This window comes from Pseudomonadota bacterium (genome assembly GCA_039028935.1).
Lineage (GTDB): Bacteria > Pseudomonadota > Gammaproteobacteria > Steroidobacterales > SZUA-146 > SZUA-146.
Genome location: JBCCHD010000011.1, coordinates 88,744 through 105,077, shown reverse-complemented (window position 1 = coordinate 105,077; position 16,334 = coordinate 88,744). Strand labels below are relative to the sequence as shown.

At 55.2% G+C, this 16,334-nt stretch carries 12 protein-coding genes; 1 reads left to right on the top strand and 11 read right to left on the bottom strand.

From position 1 onward, the window contains the following. Positions 1–55: 55 nt before the first annotated feature. On the top strand, positions 56–4,915 hold the full coding sequence (locus AAF465_07665) for a PAS domain S-box protein (GenBank protein ID MEM7082596.1): 4,860 nt from the start codon (positions 56–58) through the stop codon (positions 4,913–4,915). 148 nt (positions 4,916–5,063) lie between these two features. On the opposite strand, the gene AAF465_07660 is transcribed toward AAF465_07665, so the two are convergent. The 11 genes from AAF465_07660 to lptD form a co-directional block, all read right to left on the bottom strand. Continuing rightward, positions 5,064–5,597 carry an 8-oxo-dGTP diphosphatase gene (locus tag AAF465_07660; protein ID MEM7082595.1) on the bottom strand — a complete coding sequence of 178 codons (534 nt, stop codon included), beginning with the start codon at positions 5,595–5,597 and terminating at the stop codon, positions 5,064–5,066. Beyond that, complete coding sequence (locus tag AAF465_07655; GenBank protein MEM7082594.1) at positions 5,587–6,948, bottom strand: NAD(P)/FAD-dependent oxidoreductase; 1,362 nt, start codon at positions 6,946–6,948, stop codon at positions 5,587–5,589. The genes AAF465_07660 and AAF465_07655 overlap by 11 nt, the downstream gene beginning before the upstream one ends. Then, positions 6,941–8,206, bottom strand: a complete 1,266-nt coding sequence (gene kynU / locus AAF465_07650; protein MEM7082593.1) for a kynureninase — start codon at positions 8,204–8,206, stop codon at positions 6,941–6,943. Before kynU ends, AAF465_07655 begins: the two co-directional genes overlap by 8 nt. Then, positions 8,203–9,027, bottom strand: a complete 825-nt coding sequence (locus tag AAF465_07645) for a cyclase family protein (protein ID MEM7082592.1) — start codon at positions 9,025–9,027, stop codon at positions 8,203–8,205. The genes kynU and AAF465_07645 overlap by 4 nt, the downstream gene beginning before the upstream one ends. A gap of 12 nt (positions 9,028–9,039) precedes the next feature. Continuing rightward, positions 9,040–9,552, bottom strand: coding sequence for a 3-hydroxyanthranilate 3,4-dioxygenase (locus tag AAF465_07640; protein MEM7082591.1), 513 nt, complete (start codon positions 9,550–9,552; stop codon positions 9,040–9,042). 60 nt (positions 9,553–9,612) lie between these two features. Further along, entirely contained in the window at positions 9,613–10,437 is an 825-nt protein-coding gene (locus tag AAF465_07635) for a symmetrical bis(5'-nucleosyl)-tetraphosphatase (GenBank protein MEM7082590.1), read from the bottom strand. 6 nt (positions 10,438–10,443) lie between these two features. Then, the gene (gene apaG, locus AAF465_07630) at positions 10,444–10,827 is read right to left on the bottom strand and encodes a Co2+/Mg2+ efflux protein ApaG (protein MEM7082589.1); all 384 of its coding nucleotides are present in this window, start codon (positions 10,825–10,827) and stop codon (positions 10,444–10,446) included. A 95-nt stretch (positions 10,828–10,922) separates the two neighbouring features. Continuing rightward, on the bottom strand, positions 10,923–11,690 hold the full coding sequence (gene rsmA / locus AAF465_07625; GenBank protein MEM7082588.1) for a 16S rRNA (adenine(1518)-N(6)/adenine(1519)-N(6))-dimethyltransferase RsmA: 768 nt from the start codon (positions 11,688–11,690) through the stop codon (positions 10,923–10,925). Beyond that, entirely contained in the window at positions 11,687–12,763 is a 1,077-nt protein-coding gene (gene pdxA, locus AAF465_07620; GenBank protein ID MEM7082587.1) for a 4-hydroxythreonine-4-phosphate dehydrogenase PdxA, read from the bottom strand. The genes rsmA and pdxA overlap by 4 nt, the downstream gene beginning before the upstream one ends. 21 nt (positions 12,764–12,784) lie before the next feature. After that, positions 12,785–14,086, bottom strand: coding sequence for a peptidylprolyl isomerase (locus AAF465_07615; GenBank protein ID MEM7082586.1), 1,302 nt, complete (start codon positions 14,084–14,086; stop codon positions 12,785–12,787). Next, complete coding sequence (gene lptD, locus AAF465_07610; GenBank protein ID MEM7082585.1) at positions 14,067–16,187, bottom strand: LPS assembly protein LptD; 2,121 nt, start codon at positions 16,185–16,187, stop codon at positions 14,067–14,069. Before lptD ends, AAF465_07615 begins: the two co-directional genes overlap by 20 nt. Positions 16,188–16,334: the final 147 nt, after the last annotated feature.

Here is a 16,334-nt window from a genome sequence, read left to right as displayed (position 1 = left end):
TGAGACGCGCTGTCGTTCATGCGCCCGCTCAAGCCAAGCATAGGAACGGATTTCGATGAGTGAAGATCTAGTATCGGCACCGAAACACGCCAGGACGGGCGAGAAAAAATCCTCCGACACAATCCTTCCTGGCGCCGGGTTTCCCGTCGTTGCGATCGGCGCCTCGGCGGGTGGATCGGCGTCGATTGAGCAGTTCTTCCGATCTATTAGTGCACCGCCGGGTGCCGCGTTTGTCGTGATTCAACACCCATCCCCGGGTTCCAAGCGTGTCACGCCCGAGAGTCTGGCCAATACGACGTGTCTAACCGTAACCACCGCCGTGAATGAACGGCGAATTGAGCCCAACACCATCTACTTACCGCCGCCGCGCTCCTTCGTCACCATCAACAAGCAGGTGCTAACGTTCGTCGATACAACGCAGCTGCTCAAACCCCGTCAACCGATCGACGTGTTTTTTACGTCTCTTGCCCAGGACGTCAAAGAATGGGCGACAGCTGTTGTGTTGTCCAACACTGGATCGGATGGCGTCAGCGGCCTTCGCGCGATTGCCGAACACGGTGGGTGTGTTTACGTTGAATCGCCGCAAAACGCAGAGTTCGGTGTCAGGCCAAACGCGGCAAGCGCTACCGAGCTGAGTCATGGCCACGGGTCTCCAGCCGACATCGCGGTGGCGATCTTCGGTGAGCGTATTGCGGGTGGCGTCGAGTCATCCGTTGAGCACGGCCGACCACCGGATGATCACGACGGGCGCGACCGAATTTTTAAAGCCATCGAAGATCGGTATGGCGTTGACTTCTCGCGGTACAACATTGCGACGGTGAATCGACGTATTGATCGACGGTTAACCGAATTAAATCTGGCCGCCATTTGGGAATATTGGATGTATATCCAAGACCATCCGGCGGAAGTGACGACACTCTATTACGAGATTCTCATCGGAGTGACCAAATTTTTTCGTGACCGCGAAGCATTCGAGTCAGTCCGACGTGAGGTCGCGCGCATTATCGACGAAAAACAACCCGGAGACGAGGTGCGCGTATGGAGTGCAGGGTGCGCCTCCGGCGAAGAGACGTATTCGCTTGCGATACTATTCTCGGAGGAGATTAAGCGGTCGGGTAAGCGACTTGAACTTAAGCTGTTCGCCACCGACATTGATGACGAGATGTTGACAGCCGCTGCGGCGGGTGCGTACCGCAAAGAACAAATGGCTGACGTATCCGACCACTACTCAGCACGCTATTTTAAACAAAGCAACGGCGTCTATCGGGTCGTACCGAGTCTACGATCGCTCGTGGTGTTTGCGCGCCACAATGTAATGAACGATCCGCCATTCACGAATCTTGACTTGATCGCCTGTCGAAATTTGCTGATCTATCTCGATGGTGACACTCAGCGGCAAGTCTTAAGTTTGTTTTATTTCAGTCTTAATCCGCGCGCGGTGTTGTTTCTTGGTCCCAGCGAGTCGCTGGGCAGCCACGAAACCGGCTACGATGCCGTTCACTCAAAATGGAGAATATACTCTAAATCCACCCTTGATATCCCCCAGGCGAATCGTGTTATGCCCACGGCCAGTGAGAACGAGACACGTCCTGCACCCGTTCACCCGTCGCTCAAACAATCGGCTCAAGAGCGTGAAACGCCCACCCAGGCTGATGTCGACCGTGTACACCATGCGTTGCTCGAACAATACGTGCCATCCGGTCTCCTGGTGGATGAGCAACAACGGCTGATCCATGTTTATGGCGAACCGCCATTTGATATGGCATTCAGTCCCGGAAAAGTCAGTAACAAATTGAACGCGCTTATGGACAAAAATCTATGCGCGGCTATCTCTGTGTGTATGGAGTGTGTAAAACGCGAGCGTAGACCGGTGGGGTATTCCAATTATCGAATGGAGTACGGTGGGCAGAACCGTTCAATCAGTTTTACAGTGACGCCGGTGCTTCCCGATGCGACAGGCCCAATAACGTTCTTTTTGGTGAGTGTTGGTCATAAAGATTCGGTCAAATCCGAAGGTGGACAGGACCGCATTCTGAGTGATGAGGTTGTCAACATTGAGCAAGTGTCGGTGCTTGAAGACGAATTGCAGGTCACTAAGGAGCGTTTGCAGGTCACAATAAAGGAGCTTGAGAGAACCAACGAAGCGCTACAGTCAGCAAATGAAATGCTGCTTTTCTCGAATGAAGATCTGCAGACGACCAACGAGAAATTGCATGCTGTTAATCAAGAGCTGTATTCCGTTAATGCTGAGTACCAAACTAAGATTTCAGAGCTTAATCGGCTCTCATTGGATGAAGCGCACCTGTTTAGCAGCACGGGCGTTGGAACCATTTTTATTGATGACGAGTTGTGCGTACGCAAATTTACACCCGCTGCGGCCGAACGATTTAACTTACTCGACCAAGATCACGGGCGACCATTCAGTCACGTCACGCATAAATTTGAGGGGGTAAACTTTAACCAGCTCGTCGAGCAATGCCTGCTGTCGAAAGAAGTAATCGAGGCGGAAGTTAAAACAACGGACGGTGAGTCGCACATTGTTAAACTTTCACCATACGAAAACGACGCCACCGAATTTGAGGGAGTCGTGATCTCATTTGTCAGTATTCAAGCGGTCAAACAGGCTGAGCGTTTATACGAGGACATGTTCCACAGTTCACCGGTGGGTATCGTGAGTCTAACCGCCAACCAAGATATTCTGTCGATCAATCCCTCGTTACGGCGTCTTCTCGGCTATACGCACCGGGAGCTTATCGGTCAACCGCTGTCACGCCTATTCACCGCTTCCCAAGAAACGGTGACCTCTGAGGCGGTAGCGTCTTACCTTGATTCTGATATCGCGCCGAACGAGTTCGAGCAAATTGCGACCACGGTTGTGCGCAAAGACGGTGCGGAGATTCCGGTCGAGATCAGTATCACGCTGGTACCGTCTAATAGCGGCATACTCATGCATCTGTTTATTACCGATATGACGGATCGTCAGGCCTATTTGAATGCGGTCGAAGTGCATCGTGATGAACTTGAGCAGCTCGTCGACGCGCGAACGAAGGAGTTGAAACAACGCGATGCTCAATATGAAGACCTCTATGAGCATTCGCCAGTCATGCATGCAACGATTGATGCGGTGACCATGCAGTTAACGCAGTGCAATGCCCGCCTAGCATTGCTAACCGGCTATAGCAAAGACGAGTTAGTGGGCATGTCGTTGTCCGCTTTGTATCACGACGATAGCCGCGGTGAGGCTGAACGAATTTTTCGGGTCACTGAAGAAGCGGGTCAGATTAAGTCGCAACAAACGCAGTTGCGGAGCAAGAATGGCGAGCGCATACCCGTTCTGCTCAATATGGACGCGGTATACGATGACCACCATCGTTTTGTTTACAGCCGTTGCACATGGATCGATGTCCGTGATGTGTGCTTTTTACAAAAAGAGAATCAAACGCTGGTGATGGCAACGCACGGCTCACAGATCGGTGTTTGGGATTGGCATTTTGATACTAACGAACAAACCTGGTCACGCAAGTTTCATGAACTATTAGGATATGATGAAGGCGATACGGTAAATGTGTCGTTTGATTCTAGAGTTGTTCATCCGAATGATCGAATCGCCTTGGCCAACTTATTTCGCGAGCATTTTTCAGGTCAAAAGCGATTTGATGCGCAGGTGAGGCTCGAGACCAAAGGCGGTGAGTACCGCTGGTTTCGACTGCAGGGGAAGGCGGTACGTGACCGAGAGGGAAGAGTCGTGCGTATGGTGGGCACCGCGCAAGATGTGCACGCGGCGCGAACAGCGCAGGAAGAGCTGAAGAGCAACACCGACATTTTGAGTTTTATCAGCCAAGAAACGAATGACGGCTGGTGGGATTGGCGTTTGCAAGACGATCACGAGTACATTTCTCCGCGCTTCTGGGAGACATTCGGTTATGACCCAAAAACCAAACGCCATCACCCGTCAGAATGGCAAGCCATTATTCACCCCAACGATCTGCAGCCCGCCTTGGATGGTTTACGCAAGCATATCCAAACCGGTGGAGAGCATCCGTATTTACAAGAATTGCGCTATCAGCATGCGGATGGGCATTGGGTCACGGTGTTGTGCCGAGGAAGAGTCATTGAGTGGGATGCTAAGGGCGACCCGGTTCGTATGGTCGGTGTACACACGGATTTGTCGCAAATACGGGTTCAGGAGCAGCAGCTTAAGAAAATAAATGAGCAACTCGCGCGCAGCAATCAGGATCTAGAGCAATTTGCCTACATTACGTCTCACGATCTCAAAGCGCCACTACGAGGCATTACAACGCTGGTTGACTTGATCGAGGAGGATCTGTTGCACCTCTCAGCTGAACACAGTCCGGCGTTACTATCAGCTAAAAGCAATCTGCAGCGCGTATCTCGTCAAGCGGCGCGTATGGAGGAACTCATTCGAGGCGTGCTGGATTATTCGCGGGTTGATTCTGTCGATACCAGTGCGGCCGAAGAAGTCAATGTTCGAGAACTGCTGATGGATATGGCGATTGACTACCGACTTGATGTCGGTAGCCAACTCGTGCTCGGCGAACGGCTGCCGATACTGCATACCAACTCAATCATGATTGAACAAGTGTTTGGTAACCTCATTTCCAATTCGATTAAGCATCACTCTGATCCCGACCATTTGGTGATTGATATCGATGCGCGGCAGCAAGGGGGTTTCTATCGATTCTCGGTCCGAGACAATGGTCCTGGTATCGATCCAAAACACCACAAGCGCATTTTCGATATGTTTCAAACCGTGCACAACAAGGATAGCTATGAGAGTACGGGTATTGGCTTGACGATGGTCAAGCGTATTATCGAAAAATTTGATGGGACGATTCGCGTCGATTCGACAGAGGGGAATGGGTCCACGTTTCGATTCGATTGGCCTCTTAGCTAACGTGGGCGAGCGTCGCTTATCCGATTGCGCTATAGCTGGCTGAGAGATCGCGGAACGCCTTTGCGTTGATTCAAACGGTTGGTCGACTGGCCAGAATCGGCACGCCGATTTACTTACGCCAAAGGCGAATACAAGCGTTAGGCGAGAATCATTGAGCGCTGGGCCTTTGTTGGCTTAAGGCATCGACGTCAACCGAAATGTCTAATTCGTGCCCCAGCATACGATCGCCGTCAAAAAGATAGCGGCCATCAAAGGTCTCCTTGGCCAGCAGCAGCGGTAACCATAACCGGTCGTCCTCCCACATTTCGTCGTAGGGTATCGCATCCACGTGTGTCCAAAGCGGAACGGCCTCATCGGTTTCGATAGCTAGGCCCTGGAATTGCGTTGCATAGTAAACATAGACTTCAAGCGCATAGCCATCGGTGAATTGAAATTGATGACGCCCGGACAACACCGGGTTATGGGCCGTAACGCCCAGTTCTTCGTGTGTTTCGCGTATGGCGCACTCAGCTAAACTCTCTCCATGTTCGCGACGTCCACCCGGGCCGTTCACTTTGCCCTCACCAAGGCCGCGCTTTTTACGGATCAGTAGAATTTGATCGCCATCGATTACAAACAAAAGGGTAGCTTGTTCTGTGGGTGTCCACGCCGACCAGTCGATGGCGCTAAAGCTACTCCCCATGCGGCACCTCACCGAGCTCACTCTGGAGTCGCTGCTGGGCAATAGCAAAGTCGATATGAGCTAATGATTCGTGATCGCCGATGAGTTCATCCAACAAGCGTTCTTGGATATGACCTCGTTCGAGTGCTGCCGAGTAGGGCACATGATGGAACATGACCATGGAGTAACGCGGAATAAACAACGTTGGAAATCGTCGTTCGAGCTCCCAGGACAGCTCTTTTTTTAAGTGGAAGCGCGGGTCGCGGACGCTCGATCGCATCACGATATAATTATCGAGTGCAAGATCCGCTATGGCATTGGCATTCGGTCGTCGTCGCGCTTCAAACAGCGCAAATACCGCTCGCCAGTCGGGCGCATCAGGGCGTCCATCACCGAGAATTTGGTCAAAGATGTAGCAGTCCTCAAACGCACAGTTCATGCCTTGCCCATGAAACGGAACGATCGCGTGTGCCGCATCGCCGAGCAAAACGACTTTGTCCTCATGGTGCCAGGGGTTGCAGCGGACGGTGACCAGTTTGCCAGTCGGATTTTCAAAGTACTCCGCCGCGAGTTCAGGCATGAGTGCCAAGGCGTCAGGGAATTGCAATTCGAAAAACGCGTTCACCGCGTCCGGTGAATTTAGGCTTGCGAAACTCGTTTTGCCCTCGCGTGGCATGAACAGCGTAACGGTAAAACTGCCATCGAGATTGGGTAGGGCGATGAGCATATAGCCGCTACGCGGCCAGATATGCAGTGCGTTCTTTTCGATTAAAAACTGTCCATCCGTTCCGGCGGGAATCGTCAGTTCCTTGTAACCATGTTCTAGAAACTCCTCGGTGGACGTGCTGCCTGGCATGAAGCCCAGCGTGCGTCGAGCCAACGAGCCTGAGCCGTCAGTGGCGATGAGAGGGCATGCGTCGTGAGTATAGTCTCGATCGCCATCACGTAACGACAGTTCACCGGTGGACGGATTGAGCTGTGTAAGCGTTTGATTAAACCGGATGTCGACCCCCAATTGTTCGGCAGCATCCAGTAGCAGAGCATTGAGGCCGGGTCGGGAAACGGAGTAAATAACTTCGTGTTCATCTTTGCCATAAGGTTGAAGAACGGGCTGCGCGTCGGGTTCGTGCAGCATACGTCCTTTCATTGGAATGAGTAACGGCGCGACACGATCGGCGAGTCCAACCGCCTCGAGCGCGCGTAAACCGCGGTTGGCCAACGCCAAATTGATTGATCGCCCAGCATCAAGATGTTGACGGCGCATATCGGGGCGGCGTTCGAACACCGTTACGCGATAGCCTCGCTTCGCGAGATAGATGGATAACAGTGAGCCGGCGAGGCCGGCGCCAGCGATAGTAATTGATTCAGTCATGATTGAGCACCTGATGGAGCACACGCAGAAATTGCACCCCGTCGTCGAATCGATTGTAGAGCGGCGCAAACGCAATGCGAATGCAGTCGGGTTCACGCCAGTCGCATATGACGTTCTCCGCAATAAGCGCTTCTTGAACGCGTTTGCCATGATGCGCAATGCGCAGCGATAGTTGGCCACCGCGGCTGGCGTCGTCAATCGGTGTGATCAGGCTCACTTTGTCTTGAAAATGGGCATGAAGATAGTCGATCACCATACGCGACTGTTGGCGCGCTTTGTCGACCAAGGCCGGCATGCCGGCGTCGTCAAATAATTCAAGCGACGCAAGCAGTGGTGCCATGGCGAGGATAGGGGGGTTCGAAAGCTGCCAGCCTTCTGCTGTTGGAATGGGCGAGAAGGTTGGGCCCATTTGGAAGCGGCTCGCTTTGTCCTGGCCCCACCAGCCGGCGAAACGCGGCAAGTCCTCGTGATGATGGCGCGCATGCACGAAGCAGCCGCCGATGGCGCCGGGACCCGCATTCATATATTTGTAGTTGCACCAAACGGCAAAGTCGGCGCCGGAGTCGGTCAGCGACAGCGCGACATTGCCCACGCTGTGCGCCAGATCCCAACCAACCACGCATCCCAGGCGATGAGCATGTTCAGTGATGGTATTAATGTCAAACACCTGACCTGTGTAGTACTGCACGCCAGGAAGCAATACGAGTGCGGTGTCCGCAGCATGTCGCTCGATTGTCTCGAGCATGTCATCCAGGCGTAAATGGTCTTCGCCGTCGCGCGGACTCAGCGTAATGAGTCCGTCGGCCGGATCGAAGCCATGATAGCGAAGCTGTGAGTCGAGGGCGTAGCAGTCAGACGGAAACGCTGCGCTTTCGCGGATAATCTTGTGGCGCGAAGGGGTGGGCCGGTAAAAACTTGCCATCATAAGATGCAGATTCACGGTCAACGAGTTCATGCACACCACTTCGTTTGGCGTTGCACCGACCACTCGTGCCATTTGCGCCGTGAGTAATTCGTGGTAGGGCATCCAAGGACGCTCGGCATGGAAATGCCCTTCAACGCCCAGTCCTTGCCAGTCTCGCAGTTCCTCGTTGATGAGCGCAGGAACACGTTGCGGCTGTAGCCCGAGCGAGTTGCCACACAAATAGGTCTGCTCAACGCCATCGCGCTGTGGAATGAAAAATCGTCCGCGGTAGGCGTGTAGTGGATCTTGAGCATCGAGCGCGCGCGCATGGGCGTGCAGGGCGTCAAGGGTCATAGCGACTCCAGGGCGTAGAGAAGTGGGCGACTTGGCGCCGCGTCAAGACTAAAAGCGGGGATCTGCAGGTTGAGAAGGTACAGACCGTCACGAATCTGGTCGTCAACATAAATCATTTCAGTGAGGGTGGCGTGAGCGCGACGCGCGTTCTCCAGGGCCGGCGACGGGCACTGGTCAAACGTCGGGAGTCCAAACAGCACGCGGTGAGCGGCGAGCCTGCCACCGTCGGAAAAGGGATCGATGGACGGTATATCGACGAGCAAATGATCGAATCCGAGCTCAACCAGGTCGGCGACTGCGGCAGGATCGAAAAAGGGGCTGTCGGCCATGCTGGTATATTGCGCGTGTCGTTTGCTCGGGGGATTGGGTCGAGAGCGCACGACAAGCGCCGTGGGCTGAGCGGCCGCCGCGTCGTCCGCTTGCCGTCGCACTGAATCCAGTGCGGGCCGCAGTGCGTCGGATGTGATAACGGATGTGGGTACACCGTCATACTCACAGGGCGATGTTTCTGTGGAAATCAAAGCCGCTAGGAGCGGTAGCGCGGGGCACACGTCGTGAATGCTGACGCGGCTGGTCGTTAGGTGGCCGACACACTCGGTGTGTGTTCCATTGCAGTGCGGATTGAGCTCCACGCGCATCGCATTGCAGCTGCCGCCTTGCCGAGTGTCGCCAATGAACCCATCGGCGGTCATTGGCTGCGCGCGGGCGGGCGCCGCGCCAAAGTGCGAGGGTTGAGGTCCGTCGAAATCGAGCGTGATTGACAGGTCGTGCACCACACCCGTTAGCGCTAGCGGTGCGTTGGTGAAGCGCAGAACACTCATTGCAAATGGATTCTATTGTGCCGCGTTAATGGCACCGCAATGGGTGCAGGTATACGACTGCGGGTCGCCGTAGAAGCGTTCGAAAACAGGCGGTAAATCGGCGACGATGTCGTCAATGTGTAGATATTCTTCATAAAGCAGCGCATCGCAATTATTGCAATACCAGGAAAAACCATCTTCTTCGTGGCGTTTACGCTTGCGTTCAATCACCAATCCTATGGAGTCAGCAAAGCGCTGGGGGCTGTGCGGCACATTAGCCGGTAGCATAAAAATTTCGCCCGCCTTTATTGGGTAGTCCACGCGTTTGCCTTGTTGCATCGTGCGCAACAGCATTTCGCCTTCAAGTTGATAAAAAAACTCGGGCGCAACGTCATGGTGGTAGTCGGCGCGGGAGTTTGGGCCGCCCACCACCATCACAATGAACTCGCCCTCATCAAACACTTGCGCGTTGCAGACCGGCGGTTTGAGCTGATCTCGGTGTGTGTCGATCCATTGCTGAAAATTGAACGGCGGGAGTAGCGACATATCGTTTTCCAGAGAATGAGCGGTGATCGTGCGTGAAGGGACGGAAAATATGGTGCCTCATCACCCTACCTGACACAAGACTTCGGTCATTCGTGCCGGTTCTATATCGATTTGAGCAGCCACGAGCGTGCCGCCCCAAACGCAACCGCCATCGAGTCCGATGACATGGTCGTTTTGGTGAATGCCCAGTGTTGCCCAGTGGCCGAAAATAACGCGTGCCTCGCCGCGCCAGCGAGCGTGTCGCGCGTCGAACCAGGGTAGGGTGTCGCGGCGCTGGCTGCCCGGCGCGCCTTTATGGGCCATTTCGAGCTTGCCGTTGGGATAGATGTAGCGCATACGCGTGAACGCGCCGAGCGCATAGCAGCGTTTTTCCCACTTGCTCAGCGAATGTGACCATTTGTGCGGAGTAAAACGATAGCTGTGCTTGAGGAGTTTGCGGGCTTGTGGGCCCTGAAGCAGGGTGTCCAGCTTACGAGCTTGGCGCTTGGCCGCTTTAAGGTTCCAGTGACTCGGTATGCCAGCATGCACCATAACCGCATTTAACGAGGGATCATGATGAAGTATCGGGCGGCGTTGTAACCAATCAATGAGTTCATCACGATCGTCGGCCTTAAGCGTTGCGTCGAGTGTATCGCGCTTGCCGGGTTTATGGCGGGCATTCAGATGACGGGCAATAAGATGGAGATCGTGATTCCCTAAAACACTCACGGCTTGCTCACCCAGCGAGCGCACGAAGCGTAACGTTTCGAGCGATTCGGGACCACGGTTGACCAGATCACCCGTTAGCCAAAGCGTGTCGTTGGCCGGATCAAAATCGAGTTTATCGAGCAGGTGGCGCAGCGGCGTATAACAGCCTTGAATGTCGCCAATCGCGTAGACGGCCATAGTGCGTTAGTGAAGGTATCCGGGCACGGCCAGTGTAAAAGGGTCGATGGGTGCTTTGAAGGTGTTGCCATCGTCATCCACCATTGTATACGAGCCCTGCATCGAGCCCACTGGCGTCTTGAGAATCGCGCCACTGGTATAGCGAAAGCCTTCGCCGGGCGCCATGGTGGGCTGCTCGCCCACAACACCATCACCATGCACCTCTTGTTGATTGCCCTCAGCGTCGGTAATGATCCAGTGTCTGGAGAGCAATTTTGCTGTGCGGGCGCCTAAGTTAGTGATTGTGATGGTGTAGCTAAACACGTAACGATGTCGAGTTGGCTCCGATTGCCCTTCGACGTAGTGCGCGCTGACGTTGACGCGAATGCTCTGCTCGGTGGTGTCGCTCATCGATCGACTCGTTTTCCTAAAACACGCCCCTATTGTAGCGCAACACTGGTCGGTTTTGCCGACTTGGGCGGCGAACGGCGCGGGGATTATAGCGGTTAGAGAAGGGCGTCAAGTGTATTTGACAGTGCGACAAACTGCGCGGCGGAAAGGCGTTCGGGCCGCAGCCCGGAATCGATGCCGGCGGCGGCGAAATCGGCCTCGGAACATAGGCCTTTGAGGCTTTTTCGCAGCGTTTTGCGGCGCATTGAAAAGGCGTGTTTGACAAGGAGCGCGAAGCGTGTCGCGTTGTGTAGGTCCGGTGGGGTCTCAAGGGGGCGCATGCTGATGACCGATGAGGTGACTTTGGGTGCAGGCTCGAAGGCGTCGGGCGACACGTCAAAGGCCACATAGCGTTCAAAGTGCAACGCCATCATGACGGTGAGCCGACCGTAGGCTTTGGTGCCCGGTTCTGCACACACGCGGTCAGCCACTTCTTTTTGCAACATCACGTGTATATCGCGCACTTGTTGACGATACTCAATAAAACGAAAGAGCAGTGGCGTCGAGATGTTGTACGGCAAATTGCCGATGATTCTCAACGGTGCGCCGAGCCGGGAAAAGTCAAATTCGAGTGCATCCCCCTCATGCAGCGTCAGATTGGGATGCGACTGCTGACGCCAGTGGGCAATCAGATCGCGGTCAATCTCGACGGCGTGTAGATCGCAACCCGCCGCGAGTATCGGCAGCGTGAGTGCGCCCCGACCGGGTCCAATTTCGACGAGGGTATCAAGGGGATCGGGATCGATCAGCGAAACGATTTGATCGATTACCGAGCTGTCCAACAGAAAATTCTGCCCAAATCGTTTACGCGGACGGTGTTTCATGTCGCGCGGCTGGCCCCCGGCGTGTCAGGGCGCTGACCAGATTCCTCGCGTTCGGGTTCGCACCGCGCCGCTGTGACACTGGGGTTGTCGATGCGATTGTGCGCGCTCGCGATCGCCAGGCGTAGCGCTTCGATCATGCTGCCGCTGTCGCATTCGCCGCGACCGGCCAAATCAAGTGCCGTGCCGTGATCAACGCTTGTGCGCACAATGGGCAGGCCCAGTGTCACGTTGATGGCTCGGCCAAAACCGGCGTACTTCAACGTCGTGAGCCCTTGATCGTGATACATCGCCAATACGGCGTCACACTCGTTTAAATGGCGAGGTGTAAACAGCGTATCCGCCGGTAGCGGGCCCTTTAATGCCATCCCGGTCTCGCGCAGTGTATCGAGCACCGGCGTAATGACGTCGATTTCTTCGCGACCCAGGTGGCCACCTTCGCCCGCGTGCGGATTGAGACCGCATACGCTGATGCGCGGTTGTGCAAAGCCAAACTTTTGTTGCAGATCGGTCTGCAATACCTCAAGTGTTTGGCGTAATCGCTGTGGTGTGATGGCAGCGCTGACCGCACTGAGTGGCAGATGCGTGGTAACCAATGCCACGCGAAGGTCACCGGCACAAAGCAGCATGACCGGTAGCGGTGCGTTGCAGAGCTCGGCAAGAAACTCCGTGTGCCCCGAAAAAGAAATCCCGGCATCGTTAATGACGCCTTTGTGTACCGGAGCGGTCACCATAGCACCGGCTGAACCATCGAGGCACAGCGCGGCGCAGCGCCGGAGTACCCTTAGCACGTAGTCACTGTTTGCGGTATTTAATTCGCCGGGAACACACGGCGCGGCACACGATTCAGGCACTACGTACAGCGTGCCCGCCGCATGTGACGGCACCGCATCGGCCACACCGATCACGATGTTCAATGTGATGCCGAGCAAGCGAGCACGTTGACGCAATAGCTCGGGATCACCGACTACCGCGAGTCGTGCCGGCCAGTCGCGAGCCGCTAAGAGCAGGCACAAATCGGGTCCGATGCCAGCGGGTTCGCCGGCACTGATAACGATCAGTGGAGTGGCAGACACGTTCAGCGCAATCGAGATGCCTTAAAGGCGATACTCGACGAAGGCCTGGTCGCGCATGCGGAGTAACCAACTTTCGGTTTCTTCTTGGGCTTTACGCACACGGATTTGTCCAGCGGCTTCATTGAGACGCGCTTGTTCGGTTTTGTCTGATTCGCGTCGATCGAGAAGCTCGATGATGTGGTAGCCGAATTGACTCTTCACGGGTTCGCTGAGTTCACCGATTTCGAGCTCGAGAATCTTTCGTTCAAAGGGCGGTACGAAGGTGCCCGGACCGGCCCAACCCAACTCACCGCCGCTGGTGGCGCTGCCGCGATCATCGGACTCGTCGCGCGCGAGCTCAACAAAATCCTCGCCGGCGCGCAGTCGGGTATACAGTGTTTGCGCTTTGGCTTCAGCGGCAGCCTCCGTGCGAATTTCATTGGTTTCAATCAAAATATGACGTGACAAAAACTCAGTCACGATGACGGGTGGGCGCGCATCACCCCGTTTGTCGTCAAGCCGCACAATATGAAAGCCGCTATTGCTTCGAATTGGACTGGTAAACGAGCCAGGGCTCAGTGTCGCCACGGAATCGGCAAACAGCTTGGGCAATTCACTGTGCTTGCGCCAGCCAATCTTTCCGCCCGACAGCGCATTTTGTCCGGCCGAATAACTCACTGCCAATCCGCCAAAATCTTGTCCATCTTCCAACTGAGCATGGATGCCGTTTATTTTCTCTTCGAGTTCCGCGATGGTCTCAAGGTCCGCGTCGGCCGATACCGGCAACAGAATCTGTGAAATTTCGTACTCATTGTTGTCCGCCGAGCCTTCGGTGGCCAAGTACTGCTCCGCTTCTTCGCGTGTGACCTGAATGCGGCCCATGAGGTCGCGCTGTCGCAACTGCTCGAGCGTCATTTCACGGCGAATGCTGTTGCGATACGCAATATAGTCGATGCCTTCTGCAGCGAGCGCTTCAGGCAGCTGGCTGAGCGTGATGCCTCCGCCCTGCGCAACCCGCGACAAACCCGCATTGAGACGATCATCGGTCACCTCAATGCCGAGGCGCTCAGCGCGCTGGAGCTGCAGCTCTTCGATCACTAGCCGATCAAGTATCTGTTTTTCCAGTACGTCCTGTGGGGGTAGCTGAACGTCGTTGAGAAGAAGCTGCGTGGATATTGCGTCAACCTGTCGATCGAGTTCGCTGCGCAAAATCACGCCGTCGTTGACGACCGCCACGATGCCGTCCAGCAGTTCACCGCTGTTACTGCCTTGTGCCAGTGCCGACGTCGAGCCGCACAGGCCAACCAGCACCAGAAAGGCGTGCTTAATCGTATTCTTGACCATATCCCAGTATTCCTCGTTCCAAGAAGGCGTCAACACGAGCCCCAATGCTCGTGAGGCCTTTGAGTTCGATTTGCGCAAAAAGTGCCGTGTCCTGGCCGCCGCTGCGGTTGTTCAAAAAGCGCCGAGAGACCAGTCGAGCCGACCAGCAGCAGCGCGAATACTCGACACCGGCGAATCGCTCCAGTGTGCGCTGCTCGTCGAGCGAGTAGTTCCATCGACCGACGATGTTCCAATTGTCGCCGATAGGCCACGCAAAAGACAGATCGGATTGTTCCAGATCGTTACGCTGAAAGCGGTAGGAGATATTAATCACCTTATTGACACCGGGTCGATACTGCAGCCGCACCACGGCTTTCGCCGTGTCGCGATCCTGCGGCTCCCATTGGTATTCGACATCGGCGTTCCACGTGTCACTGAGCCCCAGGCCAACCTGAGCGATGACGTTCGACGAATTGCCCTCGATTTGTTCGTTCGGGAGCCGAACCGACCGGCGTCCAAAAAACAAGGCCTGCCCCAGCGTGGCGTTAAATAGTTCGCGCCCAGACTCCTCGTCAAACAACCGAGTGGTGAGCCCAACGCTCAGCTGATCGGTGTCGCCAATGCGATCGACACTGGTGTAGCGGTTATCACGGAACAGTTGCACGAGGTTGACGTCGGGCGTACCGCTATCGAAGATCGGGATGTCATCTTGCTCAACAAAGGGAATATGCGTGTAGCGCAGGCGCGGCTCGAGCGTTTGACGTTTCATTGTCGCCACATTAAATCGCTCAAAAAACAGCTGGCCGTCAAAGCTGTAGATCGGCACTGTACGCGTAATTCGCTCGGGGCGACCGGCGACATCGGTTTCCTTTAGATCGTACTCGGTATGCGCTAAGCCAACCCGCGTTTCCAGCGCGTAGGCGTTACCGGCGAGCGGCCACGAAACATACGGCTGAAGGTCGGCGCGCCAGCCACGGGCGCCAAGGTCTCGTTCAAAGTTGGTGAGGTCGCCACGAATGCCGGCGTTGAGTTGATTGGGTTGTCCAACATCGCCGGCAAACCAAAACTGAGGCAGGCGTTTGTAGGGCAGATTAATTTCACTGATGGTGTCATCGAGTGTATTGAACGCCTGGCCGCGCAGGCCCGCGTCGAGATAACGGCCTTCGCGCGATATTTCGACAAGACGTTCAAGATGGGTCAACGAGGCGCCGACCAGGGAACCGCTGAGATCTTCAAAATACTCACCGTCACTGACGTCTTCGGCATCGATGTAAATACGCCAGCCATTGTCGTACCGCGACTCATGCAGCCAGCGCCCGCGAATGCGATCACTGTCGGTTAGGTCATCTCCCAGCAGCACTTGAGTTTCAAACTCACCCTGCGTGTTGCGAAATAAATAGCGCGAATCGACACCGAGCTGCACACCGCGTTTTGACATGTAGCGGGTGGTGATGAGTGAATCGTAATTCGGCGCCATGTTCCAGTAGTACGGCACGGCAAAGTCCACGCCGCTACGATCGTTGGAACCAAAATCAGGAAGCAGAAAACCCGACTTTCTCGTGTCGCCAACCGGGAAAGAAATAAAGGGTGTGTACAGTATCGGCACGCCTTTGAATTCAACACGGACGTTGCGCCCGCTGCCAATCTGTCGTTCTCGATCAATGGTGATCTCAGGGGCGACAAATCGCCAGTCGTTCTGGCCTTGCGGGCAGGCGGTGTATCGTACGTCTTCGAGGCGCAACAGATTGTCGTTCTTGACTTCAATCGTGCCGGCGTCGCCGCGACCGTTTCGATCGAGAAGTTCGAAGCGTGCATTGGAAAAGGCGCCCTCGTCGTCAAGCGAAGAAAACGTTGCATTCTCACCGTCGATATCCAGGTTGCGCGAGCGCAAAGCCACGTTTCCCTCGACATCAAACTCCTGGGAGCGCGCATCGTAACGCGCCGAGTCGGCTGAAATCGTGCGGCCCTGATACGAGACCGTTACGTCGCCGCTCAATGTGGAGATGCCTTCTGGCTGTATGTCGGCCGTCTGCGCAGTCAGTTCTACCTGTGCCGACGAGGCGTCGAGCTCAGGCAGCGGCCGCGGTGACGGCGCCTCGCATTCGGCGGGATTGTCTGCCATCGCCGATGGCGCACAAATACTTGCTAGCGCCAGCCAGCAAATCAAGCCAGGGTATCGACAGGGTGGGGTCACAGTGCGCGATTTCCGATCAGTGCTGCGTGCTCGCCTGTAAATCGGTTCCAACGCAGCTACAATACTTTTTATCGA